This window comes from Curtobacterium sp. MCSS17_011 (assembly GCF_003224275.1).
GTDB lineage: Bacteria > Actinomycetota > Actinomycetes > Actinomycetales > Microbacteriaceae > Curtobacterium.
Map to the genome: position 1 here is coordinate 169977 of NZ_QKLE01000005.1, position 21975 is coordinate 191951.

General features: G+C 69.8%; 21 protein-coding genes. 12 read left to right on the forward strand and 9 right to left on the reverse strand.

Annotation, left to right across the window (positions count from 1 at the left end; translation table 11 throughout):
- The first annotated feature begins 74 nt into the window (after positions 1-74).
- Positions 75-473 carry a DUF3253 domain-containing protein gene (locus DEJ17_RS05915; RefSeq protein WP_110892497.1) on the forward strand — a complete coding sequence of 133 codons (399 nt, stop codon included), beginning with the start codon at positions 75-77 and terminating at the stop codon, positions 471-473.
- Between the two features lie 22 nt (positions 474-495).
- Here DEJ17_RS05915 and DEJ17_RS05920 read toward each other — a convergent pair whose 3' ends face one another.
- A complete protein-coding gene (locus DEJ17_RS05920) occupies positions 496-852 on the reverse strand; it encodes a hypothetical protein (RefSeq protein WP_146239640.1) in 357 nt (118 codons plus the stop codon).
- A 41-nt stretch (positions 853-893) separates the two neighbouring features.
- Complete coding sequence (locus DEJ17_RS05925) at positions 894-1487, reverse strand: nucleotidyltransferase domain-containing protein (RefSeq protein WP_110892499.1); 594 nt, start codon at positions 1485-1487, stop codon at positions 894-896.
- A 122-nt stretch (positions 1488-1609) separates the two neighbouring features.
- Between DEJ17_RS05925 and DEJ17_RS05930 the strand changes: the two genes are divergently transcribed.
- The gene (locus tag DEJ17_RS05930; protein WP_110892500.1) at positions 1610-2710 is read left to right on the forward strand and encodes an SDR family oxidoreductase; all 1101 of its coding nucleotides are present in this window, start codon (positions 1610-1612) and stop codon (positions 2708-2710) included.
- A 16-nt stretch (positions 2711-2726) separates the two neighbouring features.
- Here the strand turns inward: DEJ17_RS05930 and DEJ17_RS05935 are convergent, their stop codons facing one another.
- Positions 2727-3800, reverse strand: coding sequence for a spore photoproduct lyase family protein (locus tag DEJ17_RS05935; RefSeq protein WP_110892501.1), 1074 nt, complete (start codon positions 3798-3800; stop codon positions 2727-2729).
- A gap of 44 nt (positions 3801-3844) precedes the next feature.
- On the opposite strand from DEJ17_RS05935, the gene DEJ17_RS05940 reads away from it, so the two are divergent.
- Both DEJ17_RS05940 and DEJ17_RS05945 read left to right on the forward strand, forming a co-directional pair.
- Positions 3845-4144 carry a biopolymer transporter Tol gene (locus tag DEJ17_RS05940; RefSeq protein ID WP_110892502.1) on the forward strand — a complete coding sequence of 100 codons (300 nt, stop codon included), beginning with the start codon at positions 3845-3847 and terminating at the stop codon, positions 4142-4144.
- Entirely contained in the window at positions 4141-4605 is a 465-nt protein-coding gene (locus DEJ17_RS05945) for a hypothetical protein (protein WP_110892503.1), read from the forward strand. Before DEJ17_RS05940 ends, DEJ17_RS05945 begins: the two co-directional genes overlap by 4 nt.
- 99 nt (positions 4606-4704) lie before the next feature.
- On the opposite strand, the gene DEJ17_RS05950 is transcribed toward DEJ17_RS05945, so the two are convergent.
- The 4 genes from DEJ17_RS05950 to DEJ17_RS05965 all read right to left on the reverse strand — a co-directional run bounded on the left by DEJ17_RS05950 (position 4705) and on the right by DEJ17_RS05965 (position 9909).
- Positions 4705-6531, reverse strand: a complete 1827-nt coding sequence (locus DEJ17_RS05950; RefSeq protein ID WP_110892504.1) for a beta-galactosidase family protein — start codon at positions 6529-6531, stop codon at positions 4705-4707.
- A gap of 86 nt (positions 6532-6617) precedes the next feature.
- Positions 6618-7952 (reverse strand): sugar ABC transporter substrate-binding protein, encoded by a 1335-nt coding sequence (locus DEJ17_RS05955; protein WP_181421066.1) that lies wholly within the window; start codon positions 7950-7952, stop codon positions 6618-6620.
- A gap of 44 nt (positions 7953-7996) precedes the next feature.
- Complete coding sequence (locus DEJ17_RS05960) at positions 7997-8968, reverse strand: carbohydrate ABC transporter permease (RefSeq protein WP_220032968.1); 972 nt, start codon at positions 8966-8968, stop codon at positions 7997-7999.
- Positions 8965-9909 carry a carbohydrate ABC transporter permease gene (locus tag DEJ17_RS05965; RefSeq protein WP_110862592.1) on the reverse strand — a complete coding sequence of 315 codons (945 nt, stop codon included), beginning with the start codon at positions 9907-9909 and terminating at the stop codon, positions 8965-8967. The genes DEJ17_RS05960 and DEJ17_RS05965 overlap by 4 nt, the downstream gene beginning before the upstream one ends.
- A 197-nt stretch (positions 9910-10106) precedes the next feature.
- Between DEJ17_RS05965 and DEJ17_RS05970 the strand changes: the two genes are divergently transcribed.
- On the forward strand, positions 10107-11132 hold the full coding sequence (locus DEJ17_RS05970) for a LacI family DNA-binding transcriptional regulator (RefSeq protein ID WP_181421071.1): 1026 nt from the start codon (positions 10107-10109) through the stop codon (positions 11130-11132).
- Positions 11133-11464: 332 nt separating this feature from the next.
- Here DEJ17_RS05970 and DEJ17_RS05975 read toward each other — a convergent pair whose 3' ends face one another.
- On the reverse strand, positions 11465-12970 hold the full coding sequence (locus tag DEJ17_RS05975; protein ID WP_110892507.1) for an alpha-N-arabinofuranosidase: 1506 nt from the start codon (positions 12968-12970) through the stop codon (positions 11465-11467).
- 308 nt (positions 12971-13278) lie between these two features.
- Here DEJ17_RS05975 and DEJ17_RS05980 point away from each other — a divergent pair, with 308 nt between their 5' ends.
- From DEJ17_RS05980 to DEJ17_RS05990, 3 genes are all read left to right on the forward strand, one after another.
- Positions 13279-14634 carry an extracellular solute-binding protein gene (locus tag DEJ17_RS05980; protein WP_110862595.1) on the forward strand — a complete coding sequence of 452 codons (1356 nt, stop codon included), beginning with the start codon at positions 13279-13281 and terminating at the stop codon, positions 14632-14634.
- Positions 14635-14718: 84 nt separating this feature from the next.
- The gene (locus DEJ17_RS05985) at positions 14719-15690 is read left to right on the forward strand and encodes a carbohydrate ABC transporter permease (protein WP_110862596.1); all 972 of its coding nucleotides are present in this window, start codon (positions 14719-14721) and stop codon (positions 15688-15690) included.
- A 1-nt stretch (position 15691) separates the two neighbouring features.
- Positions 15692-16606, forward strand: coding sequence for a carbohydrate ABC transporter permease (locus DEJ17_RS05990; RefSeq protein WP_110892508.1), 915 nt, complete (start codon positions 15692-15694; stop codon positions 16604-16606).
- A gap of 317 nt (positions 16607-16923) precedes the next feature.
- Here the strand turns inward: DEJ17_RS05990 and DEJ17_RS05995 are convergent, their stop codons facing one another.
- Entirely contained in the window at positions 16924-17754 is an 831-nt protein-coding gene (locus DEJ17_RS05995; RefSeq protein WP_110892509.1) for a siderophore-interacting protein, read from the reverse strand.
- A 28-nt stretch (positions 17755-17782) separates the two neighbouring features.
- Here DEJ17_RS05995 and DEJ17_RS06000 point away from each other — a divergent pair, with 28 nt between their 5' ends.
- Genes DEJ17_RS06000 through DEJ17_RS06015 form a run of 4 tightly spaced genes read left to right on the forward strand, consistent with a single transcriptional unit; the run spans position 17783 to position 21916 of the window.
- A complete protein-coding gene (locus DEJ17_RS06000) occupies positions 17783-18886 on the forward strand; it encodes an iron ABC transporter permease (RefSeq protein WP_258366678.1) in 1104 nt (367 codons plus the stop codon).
- Positions 18887-18897: 11 nt separating this feature from the next.
- A complete protein-coding gene (locus tag DEJ17_RS06005; RefSeq protein WP_258366679.1) occupies positions 18898-19971 on the forward strand; it encodes an iron ABC transporter permease in 1074 nt (357 codons plus the stop codon).
- The gene (locus tag DEJ17_RS06010; protein WP_110892510.1) at positions 19968-20885 is read left to right on the forward strand and encodes an ABC transporter ATP-binding protein; all 918 of its coding nucleotides are present in this window, start codon (positions 19968-19970) and stop codon (positions 20883-20885) included. Before DEJ17_RS06005 ends, DEJ17_RS06010 begins: the two co-directional genes overlap by 4 nt.
- A gap of 11 nt (positions 20886-20896) precedes the next feature.
- Positions 20897-21916, forward strand: coding sequence for an ABC transporter substrate-binding protein (locus tag DEJ17_RS06015; RefSeq protein ID WP_110892511.1), 1020 nt, complete (start codon positions 20897-20899; stop codon positions 21914-21916).
- The last annotated feature ends 59 nt before the right edge of the window (positions 21917-21975 follow it).

The following is a 21975-nucleotide window of genomic DNA, read 5'->3' on the forward strand; positions in this document are numbered from 1 at the left end:
ATGCTGCCAGGCGCACCTGGACCGCGTGCGTGGTCGCTGTGTACCGCCCCGCAGGGCAGGACGAGGATGGACCCATGGGACGGGCGATCAGGACGGAAGCCGACGCTTCGGGGTCGGAGTCGGCACACGCCGAGCGGACGTGCGCCTCGTGCGGGCGACGGATGCCGTCGTCGGCGGCGCCCGAGGCGAAGTGGTGTTCGGCGGCCTGCCGTCGGCACGGTCTCGACGACACAGACCGGGCTCTGGAGCAGCGCATCGACGAACTGCTCGCGGCGCGTGCACGGACCTCGAGCATCTGCCCGTCCGAGGTCGCGCGCTCTCTGGATCCGGACGACTGGCGGCCGCTGATGGAGCCGGCACGTCGAGCCGCCCGCCGCATGGTGGCGCGCGGTGAGGTCGAGATCACGCAGGGCGGGTCCGTCGTCGACCCGTCGACGGCCAAGGGCCCGATCCGCATCCGCCGTCCGCGGTGATCCCGGGCGCCGTGCGCCAACCTCAGGTGCGCTCGTGGACCGTACGGATGAGCCGTTCGAGCGCGGTCACCAGCGCCCGTGTCTTCTCCTGGGTCACACGCGACGTCGAGTACTGGAAGTTCGTCTTCTCATCGGTCAGGCGCTTGAAGTGCAGGCCGGGTCGGGTGTCCGGTGCGCAGGCCGTGTCGAGCAGCCGTCGAGCGGCGGCGTGGTCGTCGCCGAGATGGTGGTGGCCGAGGATCGCACCGCAGATCGCGTCCGACGCCGCGATCCCGCCGAGCACAGCGTTCGCACCGGCGGCCTTCCAGTCAGCGTGACTCGTCGACTCGACGGAGAGGAGCGCGACCTCGAGGTAGGACTCCGCTTCGTCTCGGCGCATCGCGACTGTGGCCCTGTCGACGGCGCGCACGCGGGCACCCATCAGATGTACGTCCTGATCTCCTCGCCGAAGACTGTTCGGGCTTCTTCTCGCCACGACCCGACGAGCGGGTCTCCCTCGGCCACGAACCGACGGAGATCAGCGCGGGTCACGTCGAAGACCTGGCACTCGTTGCCGGTCCACCGCCGGACGAGGTCACCGAGGCGGACGACGACGTCCGTGTCGACGGTCTCCTCGAAGACGACGAGGAGGTCCAGGTCGGACGTCGGCGTCGCGGTGCCCCGGGCAACTGAACCGAAGATCGAGACTGAGAGGACCCCGGCCTGCGCCGACGCGACGTACGCGCCGATTCGACGTTCGAGTTCGTCGCCGGCTTCGAGTCCGAGTTCCACCGCCGGCCAGAGCAGGTGTTCCCGGTTGACCCGGTAGGCAGAGTGCTGCAGACCGCGCTCGACCTGCACGAGCCCTGCCGCCTCGAGCTTGTCGAGCGCTCGTTTGATGCCGGTGTGCTGCGGAGCGCCCGCGACCCGCGCAACCTGTCGTCCGGTCATGCCGGAATCGGTCCGGGCGAGGACGCGGAGCGCGTCGGCCTGTGTGGCTCCCAGCAGCGTGGCGAGTGGTTGCACGAGTTGCATGTCGATTCCTCCGCGAGAAGTGTACCGATCAGCGGTACAAGTGGTGCGTCTTTGTGCACACAGGACAGTCACCGGGACGCGGTGAGGGAACACGTGTCGCCCAACGTGGGTTGCATCGAGGGATGACTGCAACCGGATCGACCGAACCGACTCCTGCCCGCCGCGAAGCCCTGGTCGTCGGAGCCAGTGGCATCACCGGTTCCGCCCTGGTGCGCCACCTGCTCGACCTCGGCTGGGACGTGACGGCACTCTCCCGCCGACCGCTCTCCGAACAGGGCGTCCGGACCGTCGCAGCCGACCTGCGCGACCCGGAGAGCCTGGCGGCCGCACTCGCCGACGAGCACCCGACCCACGTCTTCTTCACCGCCTGGCAGCGGCAGGACACCGAGGCGGAGAACATCCGCGTGAACGGCGGCATGGTCCGCGACCTGCTCGCGGCACTGTCGCACGCTCCGCTCGAGCACGTCGCCCTCGTCACCGGCCTGAAGCACTACCTCGGCCCGTTCGAGGCGTACGCCGCCGGCGAGATGCCCGACACCCCCTTCCACGAAGAGGAGCCGCGCCTCGACACCCCGAACTTCTACTACGCGCAAGAGGACGAACTCTTCGCAGCCGCCGAGCGCCAGGGCTTCACCTGGTCCGTGCACCGCTCCCACACCGTGATCGGGCACGCCGTCGGCAACGCGATGAACATGGGCCTCACGCTCGCCGTGCAGGCCACGCTGGCGAAGGAACTCGACCTGGACTTCGTGTTCCCGGGAAGCGAGGCGCAGTGGAACGGCCTCACCGACATGACCGACGCCGGCATCCTCGCCGAGCACATGGTGTGGGCCTCGACGTCACCCGAGGGTGCCGACGAGCCGTTCAACATCGTCAACGGTGACGTCTTCCGGTGGCGCTGGATGTGGCCGCGCCTGGCAGCGCACCTCGGTGTCGACCCCGCGCGCGTGGTGGGCTACGAGGACGCTCCGCGACCGCTCGAGGAGCAGATGGCGCCGTACGAGTCCGAGTGGGCCGGCATCGCCGAGCGCCACGGTCTCGCCGAGGCCGACATCACCCGACTCGCCTCGTGGTGGCACACCGACGCCGACCTCGGTCGGGCGATGGAGGTCGTCACCGACATGGGGAAGAGCCGCGACGCCGGGTTCACGGCGTTCCGTCGGACCGAGCAGGCGTTCGCGGACCTGTTCGCCCGGTACCGGGCGGACCGCCTCATCCCCTGATCGGCGAGGTCGCCGATCAGAAGGCGTACCGGATCCGGCACGACGGCAGGTGCTCGGCCACGAGTTCGCGGAAGCGCTCGACGAGCTGCCCCTTCATGCCGGACCGGTAGCGCACGTTCACGGCACCGTTCTGCGACACCTTCTGCTCCTGCAGGTCCGGACGCCACAGCAGGTCCTCGGCCTTGGGGTGCCACCCGAGGTTGACCTCGTGCAGGGGCTGGTTGTGGGTCAGGAAGATCACCTCGGCCGCGAGCTGCGCCTTGGCGGCCGGGGACAGCACGTCGTCGACCTGCCGGAGCAGCTCGGCCCAGTCCGACTCCCACGTCGGCGTGAGGATGACCGGCGAGAAGTTCAGGTGGACCTCGTACCCGGCGTCGACGAAGTCGTTCACCGCGGCGATCCGCTCGGCGATCGGGCTGGTGCGGATGTCGGTGACCTTCGCGGTCTCGTGCGGCATCAGTGAGAAGCGGACCCGGGTCCGGCCCATCGGGTCCCAGTCGAGCAGGTCGCGGTTGACGTACTTCGTGGCGAACGAGGCCTTGGCCGTCGGGGTCATCCGGAACAGGTCGCAGAGGTCGCGGACGTTGTCGCTGATCATCGCGTCGACCGAGCAGTCGCTGTTCTCGCCGATGTCGTAGACCCAGGCTTCCGGGTCGCACTGGTTCGGTTCGGTCTTCGGCCCCTGCTTGGCGATGTTCCGCGCCACGTGCTTGGTGATCTGGTCGATGTTCACGAACACCGTCACCGGGTTGCTGTAGCCCTTGCGCCGCGGCACGTAGCAGTATGCGCACGCCATGGCGCAGCCGTTCGCGGTGGACGGTGCGATGAAGTCGGCGGAACGACCGTTCGGCCGGGTCACCAGCGACTTCTTCACGCCGAGCACGAGCGCCTCGGTCTTGATCCGCACCCAGCGCTGGACGTTCCGTTCGTCGCCGTGCACCTCGGGGATGTTCCAGTGCGACTCGACCGGGACGATCTCGGCGTCCGGCCAGCGCCCGACGATCTCCTGCCCGCGCTGCAGTTCGAGGGCGGCCGGCTCGGCGTAGATGCGTCGGACGTCGAGCATCGGGCGGACGCGTTCGTGGCTCATCGGCTCCTGTCTACCCGCCACCACCGACGGTGCAGACTCGGACCATGACCGCCGAACCCGACGACCACTTCTTCGTCGTGGCCGGGCGACGCTGGCGCCGCACGGACCCCGCCCTGCCCGAGGACCTCGCCGCCGCGCTCCGCTCGCACCTGGGGCGCGGGCGGAACGCCGTGCAGACCGCGAAGCGTGCGGGCGACGACGACGCGCTGGCGGCGGCACGGCACCGGAACGGCCTGGCCAAGCACGGCCTGGGCGAACGCGGACCCGAGTGGTGGTCCCGCCCCGAGGCCGACCGGATCGCCGATGCCGAGCGCGCCCTCGCCGACCTGGACGCCCTGCCGTGACCACGATCCGTCCACCTCGCCTGGACCGCATCCTGACCGCCGTCGTCTTCGGCCCGGTGATCATCGGGACCGGAGTCACACTCGCGAGCGTGGCCTTCGTACCCGGAGCATCGACGAGGGTGTTCGTCGTCGTCCTCGGTGCCGCCTGCATCGCCGGTGGGATCTGGGCGACGGCCAGGACCGGACACGTCGCCGTGCACCTGTCCGACGACACCCTCCGGTACTCGGGCTTCTTCGTGTCGTGGACGGCACCACGCGCGGAGATCACGACGGTGCTCGATGACGCGTTCGTCGAGTGGCGCGACGATCACGGGGCCGAACACCGACGGCAGATCTGGCTGCTGACCCGGGCACAGGAGGACGACGGCACGAAGTTCGCTCGGCTCTGGCGGTGGCGCCGTGAGGCACTCCTCGAGGTTCGAGCGTGGGCGGCGGCTCGCGAGGTCCGAAACGTCCCATAACGCCCACGATGGAAAGCGGGATCGGGCGTACCTGGTCAGAAGTTCCAACCAGGTGCGCCCGATTCGACCAGGTACGCCCGGTCCGACCAGGGCGCGCGACTAAGCCTCGGTGTGGCCCAGGTCGGGCTCGACGAGCAGGCACGCTGTGCGCGAAGCCGCCGCGTGCAGCTCGAGCACGACGAGCTCGTTGCGACCGTGGCGGAGCACCGGCCCCGGGATCGCCAGGGTCTGCTGCGGGCCACGCGACCAGTAGCGACCGAGGCAGAACCCGTTGACCCAGGCCACACCCTTCCGGAACCCGTCGAGCGACAGGTACCGGTCGTCCACCGTGTCGAGGTCGAACGAGCCAGCCGCGAACGTCGGTCCGGCGAGCACGTCGCCACCGGTCGGGGCGACCTCGGACAGCGCGGTCGCCGCAGCGGGGGCGATCGGGTCGAGTGCGAGTGGGGACGCGGTCCACCGGGCCACCGGTGCGCCGTCGATCGAGACGCCCCCGATCAGGCCCTTCGGCTCGCCGATGCGGACGCCGTAGTCGACCCGGCCCTGGTCCTCGACGAGGAGTTCGAGCGTGCCGGTCACCGGTGGCAGGGCGATCGCGCGGTCGTGGTTCTCGCGCTCCAGGACCCCGACCACGACACCGTCGACCGACACGATCGCGCGGTCGCGCACCTCGGTGCCGACCGTCAACACCCCTCCGACGGGCAGGTCGACCTCGGCGCGGTAGGCGACGAAGCCGCTCGCGGCTCCGAGCGAGTCGAAGGTCGGCGGCTCGTCGTGCGCGGACCACGCCGTGAGCGTGGGCAGCAGGGACCGGAGCGACGTGACGCGGTCAAGACGGACGGCGAGGTCCGTGGCGGGGGTGATCCGGGCCTCCCGGTCGCTCGAATAGGCATACCTTTCAAGGCGACCCGATCCACCCGGCTCCATCGACGCGGGCAACGGCGGGACGGGCGCGTAGCGCGCGATCACGGAGCGGAAGGCATGGAACTTGGCCGTCGGCCGGCCGGCCTCGTCGAGCGGTGCGTCGTAGTCGTACGACGTCGCGATCGGACGGTAGACGCCCTTGTCGTTCGCGCCGTTCGTGAAGCCGAAGTTCGTGCCGCCGTGGAACATGTAGATGTTGACCGAGCCGCCGGCGGCGAGCAGGACGTCGAGGTCCTCGGCACTGGCGGACGCCGGCGTGGTGTGGTGGTGCTCGCCCCAGCTGTCGAACCAGCCGTCCCAGAACTCCGAGCACATCAGGGGCCCGGTGGGCTGGGCCTGCCGCAGGCGCTCGAGGCGGGCGGCGGAACGCGAGCCGAACGAACCGGTCTTGTGCAGCGAGGGCAGGGAGCCGTCCTCGAGCATGGTGCCCATCGGCTGGTCGACGCTCGTGAAGGGGACGGTCAGCCCGATGTCCCGGTGCATCTGCTCGAGCGCGCGGAGGTACTCGGGGTCGGAGCCGTAGGCGCCGTACTCGTTCTCGACCTGGACCAGGACGATGGGACCGCCCTGGTCGATCTGTCGCGGGACCAGGACCGGGGCGAGCTGCTCGAGGTAGCGCTGGACCGCGCCGAGGAACCCGGGCTCGTTGCGCCGGACGCCCACCGAGCCGTCCGCGAAGAGCCAGTACGGCAGGCCGCCGTTGGTCCACTCGGCGCAGATGTAGGGGCCCGGTCGGACGATGGCCTGCATGCCCTCGGCGGCGACGAGGTCGAGGAAGCGGCCGAGGTCCAGGCCGCCCGACAGGTCGAACTCGCCCGGCGACGGGGCGTGCGCGTTCCAGGCGACGTACGTCTCGATCGTGTTGAGCCCCATCAGCTTCGCCTTGCGGATCCGGTCGGCCCACAGGTCGGGGTGCACGCGGAAGTAGTGGATCGCGCCGGACAGGACCCGGTGCGGCTCGCCGTCGAGCAGGAAGTCGGTGTCGCCGATGGCGAAGCGCATGGTGTGACTCTTTCGTTGCCGGCCGTGCCGGGCGTGGAGCGGGGCCGTGCGGACGTGTCCGCACGGCCCCGCGGGGATACCTCGAACTACTTCGACGAGACCGTGAAGCCCTGGTCCTTGCCGTACTTGGCGAGGGCCTTCTGCCAGGCCTCGAGGCCGGCGTCGAGCGAGGTGCCGTTCTCGTACGCCTGTCCGACGGTGTCGGCGTAGACGCTGTTCGCGTACACCTGGTACGGCAGGTAGGTGAAGTCGTTGTCCGAGGACTTCGACGCGTCGACGAGCACCTTGTTGATCTGCTGGCCGCCGAAGTACTCCGGCTTCTCGTCGAGGAACGCCGACGACTCGAGATCCGCGGTGGTCGACGGGAAGCCGCCGGACTCCATGAAGACCTTCGTGGACTCCTTCGAGGAGTTCAGCCACTTGAGGAAGCCCGCGGCGAGGGCCGGGTTCTTCGACTGCTTCATGACGACCTGGGCGCTGCCGCCGTTGTTCGCGGTCTGTGCGGTGCCACCGTCGTAGGTCGGCATCGGGGCGACGCGCCAGTCACCCGAGGCCTGGGCGACGCCGGACTCCAGGTTGCCGGGCATCCAGGCGCCGGTGATCAGCGTGGCGATCTCACCGTTGCCGAGCTGCTTGTACCAGTCGTCGGTCCAGCCCACCGTCTTCGACAGCAGGCCCTGCTCGACGAGCTCGTTCCAGGTGCTCGTCCACTTCTTGGTGCCCTCGTCCTGCAGGTTGATGGTCACCTTGTCACCGTCGGTGGCGAAGGGGGTGCCGCCGGCCTGGGCGATCATGCTCGTGGTGAAGCCGGCGTCGCCGGAGTCCGCCGCGATGTACGCCTTCGGGTCGGCCTCGTGCAGCTTCTCGGCCGCGGTGACGTACTCGTCCCACGTCTTCGGCACGGCGATGTCGTGCTTGTCGAAGACCTTCTTGTTGTAGAACAGCGCCATGGGGCCGGAGTCCTGCGGCAGGCCGTAGACCTTGCCGTCGATCGACACCGAGCTCCAGGTGCTCTTCGCGAAGTCCTTCTCGAGCGAGTCGAAGCCGTAGCTCGACAGGTCGAGCAGCGACTCGGACAGCGCGAACTGCGGCAGAGCGTAGTACTCGACCTGGGCGACGTCGGGGGCGCCCGAGCCGGCCTTGATCGTGTTCTGCAGCTTCGTGTACTGGTCGGCACCGGTGCCGGCGTTGACGAGCTTGACCTTCACCTTGGGGTACTGCTTCTCGAACGCGGCGACCTGGGCCTTCGCCGACGGGGTCCACGACCAGTAGGTCAGGGTGCCACCGTCCTTCAGGGCCTTGTCGATGTCGTCGGCCGATCCGCCGGAGCCGGAGCCGCCGGAGGCGCACGCGGCGAGGGCGATCGCGGCGGTGACGCCGATGGCGAGGGCGCTGAGCCCGCGCCGGAGACGCTTGTTCATGGGAGTGCCTTTCACTTCTTCGTGGAGGGGGTGGTGCTGCTGTGTCAGGCCTTGACCGACCCGGCCGCGAGGCCGGACTGCCAGAAGCGCTGGAGGAAGAGGAACGCGACCACGATCGGGATGATCGTGAGGAGCGATCCCGTGACGACGAGGTTGTAGATCGGCTGCGCGCCGGACCCGGTGGCCTGCGCATTCCACTGGTTCAGGCCGACCGTCAGCGGGTACCACTTCGGGTCGCTCAGCATGATGAGCGGCAGGAAGTAGTTGTTCCAGGTGGCGACGACCGCGAACAGCAGGACGGTGACGACACCGGGAGCGAGCAGGCGGAGCGCGATGGTGAAGAAGATCCGGAACTCACCGGCGCCGTCCATGCGGGCGGCCTCGAGCAGTTCTGCCGGGATCGCGTCGACCGCGTAGGTCCAGATCAGGTACATGCCGAACGGGCTAATCAGCGAGGGCAGGATGATCGCCCACGGGGTGTTGGTCAGGCCGACCTGCGAGAACAGCAGGAAGGTCGGGACCGCCAGGGCCGTGCCGGGGACCGCGATGGCGCCGAGGACGACGGCGAAGACCGCGCGGCGACCGGGGAACTGGAACTTCGCCATGCCGTAGCCCGCGACGGTGGCGAGCAGGGTGGCCCCGCCGGCACCGACGACCACGTAGAGCAGCGTGTTGCCGAACCACTGCAGGAAGATGCCGTCGTTGTACGTCAGCGTGTCGACGATGTTCTGCCAGAGGTTGAAGTCCCCGCCGAACCACAGGCCGAACGTGGAGAGCAGCGACGCCTGCGTCTTCGTGCTGTTCACGAGCAGGTAGAACAGCGGCGCGAACGAGTAGACGACGAAGACGACCATGACCGCGGTCAGCAGGCCGGAACGCTTCGGCTTGCGTCCGTCGACGTGCTGCTCCGCCTTCCTGGAGGCGCGGATCGAGCGGGTGCGCGGCGCACGTTGCGTCGTGGTCGCCTCGGTCACCGTGGCCGCTGCGGGCCCGGCGGGGTGCTGGATGGTGCTCATCGGTTCTCCTCGCGGGTGCCGCGGACCTGGACGACGTAGGCGATCACCGCGGTGATCACGCCCATCACGATCGCGACCGTGGCGGAGTAGTTGAACTGCTGACCGCTGAAGGACAGCGAGTAGGCGTACATGTTCGGGGTGAAGGCGCTGCCGATGACGTTCGGGGCGAGGGTCTTGAGCAGGTTCGGCTCGTTGAAGAGCTGGAAGCTGCCGATGATCGAGAAGATCGTGGCGATGACCATCGGGCCGCGGAGCGCCGGGAGCTTGATCGAGAAGACCGTGCGCATCGGACCGGCACCGTCGAGCTCGGCCGCCTCGTACAGCTCACCGGGGACGGTGCGGAGTGCGGCGTAGAAGATCAGCATGTTGTAGCCGAGGAACTCCCACGTGACCACGTTGCCGATCGACGTCAGCACCCAGCTCGGGCTGAACGGCTGCAGCAGGTCGATGCCGAGCGCGTCGTTCGCGGCGCCCGTCAGACCGAACTGGTTGCCGTAGATGAAGCCCCAGATCAGGGCGGCGACGACGCCGGGGACGGCGTAGGGCAGGAACACCGCGATGCGGAAGAAGCTCGTCCCCCACAGTCGGGCGCTGTCGAGGGCCAGGGCGGCGACGAGCGCGAGGCCGAGCATGATCGGCACCTGGACGACCAGGAAGATCGCGACCCGACCGAACCCGGACCAGAACTTGGCGTCCTGGAAGAGCTGCACGTAGTTGGCGAACCAGACGAACTGGTTGCCGCCGATGAGCTGGTCGCGGAACAGGCTGAGCCAGAGCGCGTAGCCGATCGGCACGATGAGCATCAGGACCAGGACGACGACGAACGGGCCGACGAACAGCCATCCGGTCAACCGTCCCCGCGGCTTGCGGCGGCGGCCGGCGGGGCGCTCGGCGGTGGGGCGCGGTGCTGCCTCACCGGGGCGCGCTGCGAGCGTGCTCATGTGACTCCTTCGTCTGCTGCGTTCGGGTGGTCGATGTCGGCAGCTCGGCCCGGGCCGGATCGGGGTGTCCGGGCGGTCACCGATGTTGACGTCAACATCGAACGACGCGACGATAGCATGGCAACGTCAACATGCGCTAGCGTCCGGGGAGGCCGACCGCTCGGCCACCTCGATCCGGAAGGAGCGCCAGCGTGACGATGGAGTCCCCCGCCGGCACCCGCCGTGCACCCTCGATGGCGGCCGTGGCCGACGCCGCCGGGGTGTCGATGCAGACGGTCTCGCGCGTCGCCCGGGGCTTCGACAACGTCAGCCCGGAGACCCGCGACCGTGTCCAGCGCGCGATGGAGTCCCTCGGCTACCGGCCCAACCGTGCCGCCCGCGCCCTGCGCTCCGGCCGCTTCCGCACCATCGGCGTGATCATGTTCACGCTCGCGTCCTTCGGCAACATGCGCACGCTCGAGGCGATCGCCGACGCCGCCGGGGTCGCCGACTTCACGATCACCCTGCTGCCCATGGCCTCGCGTACCGAGGCCGGCGTCCGGTCAGCCTTCTCACGCCTGCACGAACAGGCGGTCGACGGCGTGGTGATCATCATCGAGTCCCACATCATCGACACGGCCGAGGTCGTGTTGCCCGACGGCGTGCCCATGGTCATCATCGACTCCACGGGCAGCACCGACCACCCCGCGATCGACACCGACCAGGCCGACGGCGCCCGCCAGGCCACGCAGCACCTGCTCGACCTGGGCCACGAGACCGTGTGGCACGTCGCCGGTCCGGAGTCGTCGTACTCGGCAGCCCGTCGCCTCGCCGCGTGGCAGGACACCCTGGAACGCGCCGGACGCCAGGTGCCCCCGGTGTTCCGCGGCGGCTGGACGACCGAGCACGGGTACGAGGCCGGGCTCGAGATCGCCGCGCGGCCGGAGATCACCGCGGTGTTCGCCGCGAACGACCAGACCGCCCTCGGGGTCCTTCGCGCCGCCCACGAGTCCGGTCGCCCGGTGCCGTCGTCGCTCAGCGTGGTGGGGTTCGACGACTCCCCCGAGTCCGACTCGTTCTGGCCGCCGCTGACCACCGTGCACCAGTCCTTCGACGAGGTCGGCCGCCGAGCGGTCGCGAACCTGCTCGCCCAGATCGACGGCGAGCCCGTCAGCGTCGCGGCCGACCTGGTGCCGGTGCGGCTCGTCGAGCGCGCGAGCACGGCGGCGCCGCCGGCGCGCTGACGCCACGCGCGCGCCGAGACTCGGCCACGCGGACAGACCGCGCCGTGTGCGCGCCGCATCCTGTCCGCCCAGACGAGATTCGGCCGTGGCCGCGACCACACGTCGGCCGGGAGGCCCGGTGCCAGGCCGCCACGGGCCTCCCGGCCGCCGCGCGGGCCACGTCACGGGCCCAGCGACAGTCCACGCGCCCGTCACCCCGTGAGGTGTCGCCCAGCCCGCGAACTCGCGCCCGCCGCGACCGCCCCCGCAACGAGCAGAGGACGTCGGGCGCGAGCGCCCGACGTCCTCTGTGCTCACTCGACGCCCGCCGTGGCGTGCGCCGAGGCGTCCAGTCAGCCGATCGAGACGGCGGTCCAGGAGACCGGCGGGAGCTCGATCGTGACGGTGTCGCCCTCGCGGCGGACCGACTCGTTCGTGCGGAGCCCCACGCGCGAGGTGTTCTCCAGGTCGTTCACGGCGTGCAGGTCGTCGTCCCAGACGCCCTCGGCGTGGACGTCACCCGTCGCACCGATCCCCGCGAGGTCGATCGTCACCGTGGTCGGCTCGGACGGGTGGCGGTTCACCAGGAAGACCGCGGCCTTGCCGTCCTCGGAGACGGTGGCGGCGGAGTCCACGACGGGGACCTCGCCGTGCTTGCCGCCGTCGACCGTGTCACCCGAGGCCTTGACCTGCAGCGAGGTGCCCTGCGCAAGGCGCGAGGTGACCGAGAACGGGAAGAACGTCGTCTGGCGCCAGGCCGGGCCGCCGGGCTCGGTCATGATCGGGCCGATCACGTTGACGAGCTGGGCGAGCGAGGCCGAGGCGACGCGGTCGGCATGGCGGAGCAGCGAGATGAGCAGGCCGCCCACGACGACGGCGTCGGCGACGGTGTAGACGTCCTCGAGCAGACGCGGGGCGACCGGCCACTCGTCGAGCGTGAAGGTCTTGGCCTTCGCTTCCCACTTCTTGATCGACCAGACGTTCCACTCGTCGAACGAGATGTCGATGCGCTTGTCGGACTTCTTCTGCGCCTGGACGTGGTCGGCGGCCGTGGTGACCGTCTTGATGAAGTGGTCCATGTTGACGCCCGAGGCGAGGAACGACGGCAGGTCGTCGTCTTCTTCGTAGTAGGCGTGCGCGGAGATGTAGTCCACGTCGTCGTAGGTGTGCTCGAGGACGGTGCGCTCCCACTCGCCGAACGTCGGCATCGACGCCCCGGAGGAACCGCAGGCGACGAGCTCGAGGTCGGGCTGGATCTGCCGCATGGCCTTGGCGGTCATGGCGGCGAGCTTGCCGTAGTCGTCGGCGTTCTTGTGACCGAGCTGCCACGGGCCGTCCATCTCGTTGCCGAGGCACCACATCTTGATGGCGAAGGGCTCCTGGCGACCGTTCGAACGACGGTATTCGGACAGTGCGGTCCCGGCGTCGATGTTCGCGTACTCCAGGAGCTCGATGGCCTCCTGCGTGCCGCGGGTGCCGAGGTTCACGGCGAGCATGAGCTCCGAGCCGACCTGGTCGAGCCAGTGCTGGAACTCGTGCAGGCCGACCTCGTTCGTCTCGGTCGAGTGCCAGGCGAGGTCGAGACGGCGGGGGCGCTGCTCGACGGGGCCGACGCCGTCCTCCCACTTGTAGCCGGAGACGAAGTTGCCACCGGGGTAGCGGATGGCGGAGACGCCGAGTTCCTTGACGAGTTCGACGACGTCCGCGCGGAAGCCGTGCTCGTCGGCGGTCTCGTGGGTGGGCTCGTGGATGCCGTCGTAGACGTGGCGGCCGAGGTGCTCGACGAACCCGCCGAACAGGCGACGTCGCACCGGCCCCACGGTGAACGCGGCGTCGAGGACGAGGTGTGTGCGGGGCATGGATCTCCTTCGATCGTGGCAGTGCGGTTCGTGCGGTGAGCAGGGTGGCGTGCTGGGCGGAGAACACTTCGGGAACCGAAGCGGGCCGTCACGAAAGTGAGCGCTCACCTGCCGGAAACGCTACCGGGTTCCGCGCCGTCGCGAAAGGGGTGGCGGATGCCGGGAGCGAGCGCTAATGTGAGCGCTCACGGAGCACCGGAAGGTCGTTCCGCGTCCGGAGCAGCAGTGCTCCGGGTCCGGAGCAGCGATGCTCCGGCGGGAGCACCGACCCTGTTCCCGAGCCCGGCCCATCCCGATGGAGTGATGCCATGCCGATCCCACCCGCAACACCCGCGTCGCGCCTCTCGCGCCGGGGCTTCCTCGCTGCCGGTGCAGCGGCCGCGACGGTCCTGCCGCTCGCCGCCTGCTCCAGCCCACTCGCCGCCGGTCTCGCCGGCAGCGCCCTCAATCCCGAGACGCTCGTCTTCTGGAACCTGTTCGGCGGCGGCGACGGCGTCCGCATGCAGTCCATGGAGGACGGCTACGCGAAGCAGCACGGCGGTTCGAGCGCGCTGCAGGGCACCACGTTCGCGTGGGGCAACCCGTACTACTCGAAGCTGACACTGGCGACCGTCGGGAACAAGCCGCCGGACGTCGCGGTGGCGCACCTGACCCGCGCGAAGCCGCTCTGGGACGGTGACCTGCTCGACCCGATCACGTCCGACGACCTGGCGAGCGTCGGCCTGAGCGCCGCCGACTTCAACCAGAAGGCCTGGGCGGCGCAGAAGACCGACGGCAACAACATCGCGGTCCCGCTCGACACCCACCCCTTCGTCCTGTTCTACAACGTCGACGTCTGCAAGAAGGCCGGCCTGATCGACGGCGACGGCAACCTCGTCGACCTCAACGGCATGGACAACTTCGAGAAGGCCCTCGCCGCGGTCGCCAAGGTCACCGGCGGCACGGCGCTCAACGTCGCGAACGTGGTGCCGGAGACGGCCACCCCGTGGCGCTTCTTCTGGACGATGTACAACCAGCTGAAGGACGCCACCCCGTTCATCAGCGACGGCGGCTCGAAGCTCACCGTCAACGAGGACGCCTACAACGAGGTCACGAGCCGCACCCAGAAGTGGGTGAAGGAGGGCTGGCTGAACAAGGCCCTCGACTACGCCACCGCGCAGTCGCTCATGTTCGACGGCAAGGCCGGCTTCTTCATGCAGGGCGAGTGGGAGATCAGCACCGCGCAGTCGATCAAGGGCTTGAACTTCGGCATGGCGCCGATCCCGCAGCTCTACGACAAGCCGGCGACCCAGGCGGACTCGCACACCTTCGTGCTGCCGAAGAAGGCCCGCACGCCGGAGCAGCGCAAGCAGCACATGCTCTTCATCAAGCAGATGCTCGAGCAGAGCCTGACCTGGGCCGAGGGCGGGCACGTACCGGCCTACATCCCGACGTTCGACAGCTCCGCGTACAAGAAGCTCACGCCGCAGTCGAACTACGCGGCCGCAGCCGAGACCGCCGTGTTCGACGACGCCGCCTGGTACGGCGGTTCAGGCTCGACGTTCGAGGGCACGGTCGGCGCCCAGCTCGCCCTCGTGCAGCAGGGCAGCTCGTCCCCCGCGCAGGCACTGCGCGCCATCAAGTCGCAGCTCGCGACGTACCTCAACACCCCGAGCCCCCTGTGACCCGGCACGCGACCGCCCGGCAGGACCACTCCGGGCAGACGACCCCCGCGATCGCCGTGAACACCGCGCGAAAGGCACGATGACGTGACCACAGCACCTGTCCTCGACCGGCCGACCGACGCGGCCACTGCGCCGCGTCTCCGCCGGAACCGCTCCTACGGCTCCAGTGTGAACCGCGGCCAGGGCCGCAGCGGCTGGCTGTTCCTCGCCCCGTTCGGCCTGTTCTACGTGGCCTTCCTGCTCGGCCCGACGATCTGGATGATCGTCACGAGCTTCTTCAACACCTCGACCGTCCGCACCGGGCTCGGCAGCTTCGCCGGGTTCGCGAACTACGCCGAGATGCTCGGGCGCAGCGACTTCTGGTCGTCGCTCTGGCACACGCTGCAGTTCACGCTGTACACGACCCCGCCGCTCGTCATCCTGGCGTTCGTGTTCGCCGTGCTGACGAACCGGATGAACCGCGGTCAGTGGTTCTTCCGTCTGGCGTTCTTCCTGCCGTTCATCCTGCCGTCGGCAACGATCTCGCTGATCTGGGTGTTCATCTTCACGCCGAGCACCGGCCTGTGGGCGAGCCTGCAGTCGGCGATCGGCATGACGCCCGGGTCCGGCATGTTGTCGAGCCCGAACACGGCCATGATCGGTGTCGCGATCGCCACCGTGTGGTGGACCCTCGGCTTCAACTTCGTGCTCTACCTGGCCGGTCTGCAGGAGATCCCGCGCGAACTGTACGAGGCCGCGGCCGTCGACGGTGCGTCGAACTGGCAGCAGATCAAGTCGATCACGCTCCCCCTGCTCGGCCGCACCACGACGCTGGTCGTCCTGCTGCAGATCATCGCGAGCCTGAAGATCTTCGACCAGGTCTACCTGATGACGAACGGCGGGCCGGGCATCTCGACCCAGGTCTCGCTGCAGCTCATCACCGGCGTCGGCTTCACCGACAACCGACTGGGTGCCGCATCGGCCGCGTCGGTCCTCCTGTTCATCGTGATCGTGGCGATCGCGGTCATCCGGCAGCTCGTCGAGCGCGCTGCCGCCAAGCGAGAGATCGGGGCCTGACATGACCGCCACCGAGAGCATCACCACCACCGGCCGCAAACTCCGCACCGGCGTCTCCTCGGCCGCTCCCACGAGCGCCGCGAAGATCGGCGTCAGCGGTCGCGGCTTCACCATCGCGTCGGGCATCGTCCTGACGGTCTTCGCGATCATCTGGCTCATCCCCAGCGTGTTCGCCCTGAAGACGTCGCTGTCCGACAACGGCGTCGCCGCACTCGGCGCGAACGCGATCCTGTCGAACTGGAACCCGACGCTGCACTCGTACTCGTCGCTGTTCCAGGCGGGCGACATCTGGAACTGGTACCTCGCCAGTGCCATCACGAGCGTCGTCACGGCGGCACTCACCGTGCTGTTCGCGTCGATGGCGGCGTTCGCGCTGTCGCGGCTGGTGTTCCGCGGCCGCAACATCGCGTTCCTGCTCATCATCCTCGGGATCATGATCCCGACGCAGGTGCTGATCATCCCGATCTTCCAGGAGCTCAACGCGGTCGGCCTGCTCAACACCTACTGGTCGGTGATCTTCCCGCAGGTGCCCGCCGTGATCGCGGTGTTCATCTTCAAGCAGTTCTTCGACGGCATCCCGAAGGAGCTGGAAGAGGCGGCACGCATCGACGGCGCCGGCATCTGGAAGGTCTACTGGTCGGTCATCCTGCCGCTGTCGCGTCCGGTGATCGCGGCGGTGACGATCCTGACCTTCGTCGGGGTGTGGAACAACCTGCTGCTGCCGCTGTTCGTGCTGTCCAACCCGGACCTCATGACGATCCCGGTCGGGCTCGCCACGGTCCAGGGCAGCTTCGGTCAGCGCTACGCCGACATCCAGGCCGGTGCGATCCTCGCGGCGCTGCCGCTGATCATCCTCTACCTGATCTTCCAACGGCAGATCGTGGAGGGCGTGACGGGCTCGGGCCTCAAGGGCTGACGCCACCCCACGACGGACGGGAGGCCCGGTGCCAGCTGGCACCGGGCCTCCCGTCCGTCCGTTCGGTCGCGGCGCGTGCGCGGCGCGGCGCGGCGCCCGGCGAAACCGGGCGTACCTGGCCGAACCGGGCGTACCTGGGCGGAAGTTCTGGGGCGGTACGCCCGAAAGCACCAGGCATCGCGCACGCTATGGGAAGAACCGGGCGTACCTGATCCAAACGGGCGTACCTGGGCGGAACGGGCGCACCTGGGCGGAACGGGCGTACCTGGGCGGAAGTTCTGTGGAGGTACGCCCGGAAGTACCAGGCACCACGCGGGTCAGGCGGGGACGGAGACCTTCGTCTCGTGCTTCCAGAACCCGGAGAAGGTGATGCGCGACTTCGGCAGGCCCGCACGGTGCAGGTGGCGGCGGCCCTCGGTGGCGAGCCTCGACTCGCCCACGACGAACGCGTAGCCCTGGTCGTCGGACGGTACGTGCCGCTGCAGTTCGGCGAGCGCGCCGCTGCCGGGGACGGCGCCCGGCTGCCGGACGATCCACGTCACCTGCACGCCGGTGGGGGCGTCGAGGTCGCGGATGTCGGCGGCGGTCGGGACCTCTTGGATGATGCGGCCGACGGTGTCGCGCGGCAACGAGGCGGCGATGCCGACGACGCCGGGCAGGCCGGTCTCCTCTGCGGCGACGACGACCTCGCTGGTGCCGGCGGGGACGTCGAAGATGCAGCCCTGGTCGAGCATCGCGAGCTCCTCGCCGGGACGTGCGGCGCAGGCCCAGATCGCGGCGCGGCCCTCGAGCCCGCCGCGGTGGTCCAGGTGCACGACGAAGTCGATGTCGAGCTCGGCGGTGCCGTCGGCGAGCAGGCGGTACGCGGCGACGGTGTAGTTCGCGCAGTGGGGGCGGACGTCCTCGGGGATGCCGAGGAACGTGGGCCACCACTTCTTGCCGTCCAGGTCGGGCATCCGGAAGGCGTCCTGGTCGGGGCGTCGGACGAACAGGCGGAACCAGTGGTCGAAGCCGAGGTAGCCGAACTCGTGCAGGTCGTCGCCGGTGACGGTGACGCGCTGCATCGAGGGGGTCACCCGCTGGGTCCTGAGGACACGGGCGCGGAAGAGCCGGGGGTTCGTCGGCAGGAGCCGCGGGGTCTTCGCCATGAGGCAAGGCTAACCTAAGATGATCTCCGTGCCAGCCCCCGATCCCGTTCTGGCTTCCGGTCCGGAGGCCCCAGACAGCGTCGCGTCCCGCGCCCGTGACGGCGACGCGTCCCGCGCCCTCGGCGTCCACCGGACCGCCACGCGGCGACGGACCGCGGTGATCGTCGGGCTCGTCGTCACCCTCGTGCTCGTCGCCGTGGCGAGCATGCTGCTCGGCAGCAACCGCATCGGTGTCACCGAGGTGTGGGCGGGGCTCACGCGCTCCGGGTCGAGCACCGACGAGGCGATCGTGTGGGGCTCCCGCATCCCGCGCACGCTGATCGGTGCTGCGGTCGGTGCGGCCCTCGGCATCGCCGGGCTGCTCATGCAGGGACACACCCGTAACCCACTCGCCGACCCCGGCCTGTTCGGCGTCTCGTCCGGCGCAGGGCTTGCAGTGGTGCTCGGCGTCTACGTGTTCGGGGTGACGAGCACGAGCGCGACCGTTTGGTTCGCCCTGGTCGGGGCCCTGGTCGCCAGCGTCGTCGTCTTCTCGGTGACGATCGCCGGCAGCGGCACGGCCAGCCCGGTGCCGCTCGCCCTCGCCGGGGCCGCGGTCTCGGCGTTGCTCGCCGCCCTGACCTCCTTCGTCGTGCTGACCGACCAGGCCTCGCTCGACGCGTACCGGCTCTGGGTCGTCGGGTCGCTCGCCGCACGCCAACTCGACATCCTCGGGGCGGTGTGGCCGTTCCTGGCCGCCGGGCTCGTGCTCGCGGTCCTGAACGTCCGCGCGCTCGACGCCCTCGGGCTCGGCTCGGAGCTGGCGAAGGGCCTCGGCGAGAACGTGCTCGTCGCCCGGCTCGTCGGCCTGGGCGGGATCACGCTCCTCGCTGCCGGGGCGACCGCCGCAGCCGGCCCGATCGGCTTCGTCGGCCTGACGGTGCCGCACGTCGCCCGCGCGCTCGTCGGCACCGGACACCGCTGGACCCTGCCGGTCTCCGGTCTGGTCGGCGCCGCCCTCGTGCTGCTCGCCGACGTCATCGGTCGCCTGATCGGCGGGTTCTCCGAGGTCGAGGTCGGCATCGTGCTCGCCGTCATCGGTGGCCCCGTGTTCGTCGCCGTGGCCCGTCGCCGATCGCTGGTGTCGCTGTGAGCGGGGCAGCGGTGCGCAGCACCGGGAGCGCGCCCGGCCGCGCCGGCATCCGCATCGGTCCCGTCGGCCTCGCCTGGCGCCCCCGGGTGTTCTGGTACACCGTCGCGTCGCTCGCCACCGTCCTGGTGCTCATCGTCATCGGGACGGCGGTCGGCTCGACGTGGATCGCGCCCGGGGTCGTCGTCCGGTCCCTGCTCGGCCTGGAGTCCGGGCCGGGCGCCTTCATCATCACCACCCTGCGCCTGCCCCGCGTGCTCACCGGCGCACTCGTCGGCCTGACGCTCGGGGTCGCCGGCGCACTCACCCAGACCTTCACCCGCAACCCCCTCGGCACCCCGGACATCATCGGCGTCACCGCGGGCGCGAGCGTCGGTGCGGTCGCGGCCATCGTCCTCGGCGGCGGAACGTACTCGGTGTCGTCCCTGGTGCTCGGTGGCGGGATCCCGGTGGCCGCCACGATCGGCGCCCTGGTCGCGGCGGTCCTGGTGTACGGCCTGGGCTGGCGCGGCGGCGTGCAGAGCTACCGGCTCGTGCTGGTCGGCATCGGCGTGAGCGCGACGCTCGACGCCGTGACCAGCTACCTGCTCGTCCGCGCGAAGATCACCGTCGCCACCGCGGCGTCGCAGTGGCTCGTCGGCAGCCTGTCGAGCACCTCGTGGGAGAGCGTCTGGCCGCTCCTCGTGGTGGCCGTGGTCGCCGTGCCGATCGCGCTCGCGACGAGCGCCGCGCTCGGCATCGGGCAGCTCGGCGACGAGGTCGCGACCGGCGTCGGGCTCGGTGTCCAGCGGCACCGGCTGCTCGTCATCGCGCTCGCGGTCGTGCTGACCGCCGCCGCCGTGGCCGCCGCGGGGCCGGTCGGCTTCGTCGCGTTCGTCGTGCCGCAGGTCGGGCTCCGGCTCGCCGGGACGAACCGGCCGCCGCTGCTGCTCGCCGGTGCCCTCGGCGCCGTGCTCGTGCTCGCCGCCGACCTGCTGTCCAGGTCTGTGTTCCCGTGGCAGGTGCCGGTCGGCATCATCACCACCGTGATCGGGGCGCCGTACCTGATCTGGCTCCTCGTCCGTCACCGCAAGGAGATGTCCCGATGACAACAGCGCACGACCACCAGCACCAGCACCAGCACCAGCACCAGCACCACAGCGTGCTCGAAGCACGGGGCCTGTCCGTCGGCTACGACCGCCAGCCCGTGCTGCGCGACCTGGACCTGCGCATCGAGCACGGCACCGTCACGACGTTCCTCGGTGCGAACGGCTGCGGCAAGTCGACCCTGCTCAAGGCGTTCGGCCGCGTGCTCAAGCCCCAGGCCGGTGAGGTCCTGCTCGACGGCGTTCCGATCCGCAAGGAACCGAACCGCCAGGTCGCCCGCAAGCTCGCGATCCTGCCGCAGTCCCCCGTCGCCCCCGCCGGCACCAGCGTGCTCGACCTGGTGATGCGCGGCCGGAACCCGCACCAGTCGTGGGCGAAGCCGTGGACCGCCGAGGACGCTGCAGTCGCCGAAGAGGCCATCGCCGCCACCGGCCTGACCGAGGTGGCGCACCGCGACGTCACGAGCCTGTCCGGCGGGCAGCGCCAGCGCGCCTGGATCGCCATGGTCGTCGCGCAGCAGGCCCAGACGCTCCTGCTCGACGAGCCGACGACCTACCTCGACCTCGCGCACCAGCTCGAGGTCCTGCGACTCGTCCGACGACTGAACCGCGAGCAGGGGTCGACGATCGTCATGGTCCTGCACGACCTGTCGCTCGCGGCGCGCTACTCGGACCGGCTCGTGGTGCTGCACGACGGCGGGGTCGTGGCCGACGGCGCACCGCACGACGTCCTCACCCCGGCACTGCTCGAGCACGCGTTCGGCCTGCACGCCCGGGTGTTCCCCGACCCCGTCACGGGCGCGCCGATGATCGTGCCCGAGGCGGACGAGCACGACCCCGTCCCGAGTGCCCGGACCGAGCCCACGGTCCCCACGAAAACCGAAGACGTGCTGGCGAGTGCCGTCAACTTAGGTTAGCCTCTCCTAACGTGAAGACCTTCCGACGTGGCCACCTGCGCGCCGCCCTCCTGACCTCCGTGACCGTCACGGCACTCCTCCTGACCGGCTGCTCGAGCACCGGCGACTCGAACGACTCCGACTCCGACGGCGGCACCGCCGCGTCGAAGGCATGGTCGTACGAGGACGCCACGGGCGCCACCGTGAAGGTCGACCACATGCCGAAGCGCGTCGTCGTGCTGAACGACATCGCCCTGTCGTTCATCGAGTACGGCCTGAAGCCCGTCGGCACCTTCGGGCAGCTGACGATGGCGAAGGACGCCCGGTTCAAGGGTCTCGACACCGACGGCATCACGCAGCTCGGTACCGCCTACGGCGACATCGACCTCGAGCAGCTCGCCGCGCTCAAGCCCGACCTCGTCGTCACCTCGGTCTACCCGACCGATGCCGAGGGCACGCTCGACACGAAGCAGCCCGGCTACGGCTTCAAGGACAGGGCGCAGGAGAAGCAGATCGAGGCCATCGCGCCGGTCGTCCAGGTGAAGTGGGGCGGCAAGGGCGAGGACGTCATCGAGACGATCGCCGAACTGTCCGAGTCCCTCGGCGCGAAGGAGTCGACGGTCGACGCCGCCGAGGAGCGCTTCGACACCGCGGCCGACGAGCTCGAGAAGGTCTCGAAGGAGAAGGACCTGTCGGTCGTCTCGATGTACGCCGACGGTGACGGCGCGTACGTCACCCGGCCGACCGACGAGCCGTCGCTGCAGATGTACGCGTCGTACGGGGTCGACTTCGTCGACCCGAAGCCCGAGGGCTTCTACTGGGGCATCTACTCGTGGGAGAACGCCGGCCAGATCACCGGTGACGTACTGCTGCTGTCGCAGCAGGGCTACCAGGTCGCTGATCTCAAGAAGCAGCCGACCTTCGCCGACAACGCCGCGCTCGAGGCGGGGCAGGTCCACAGCTGGACGTTCCCGGCCCTCGACTACGCGTCGCAGGCCGACTACATGACCAAGCTCGCGGGCTGGCTCGAGGACAGCAAGAAGCTGTCCTAGGACGCAACCGAGAACCGGCCGGGAGGCACGGTGCCAGCTGGCACCGTGCCTCCCGGCCG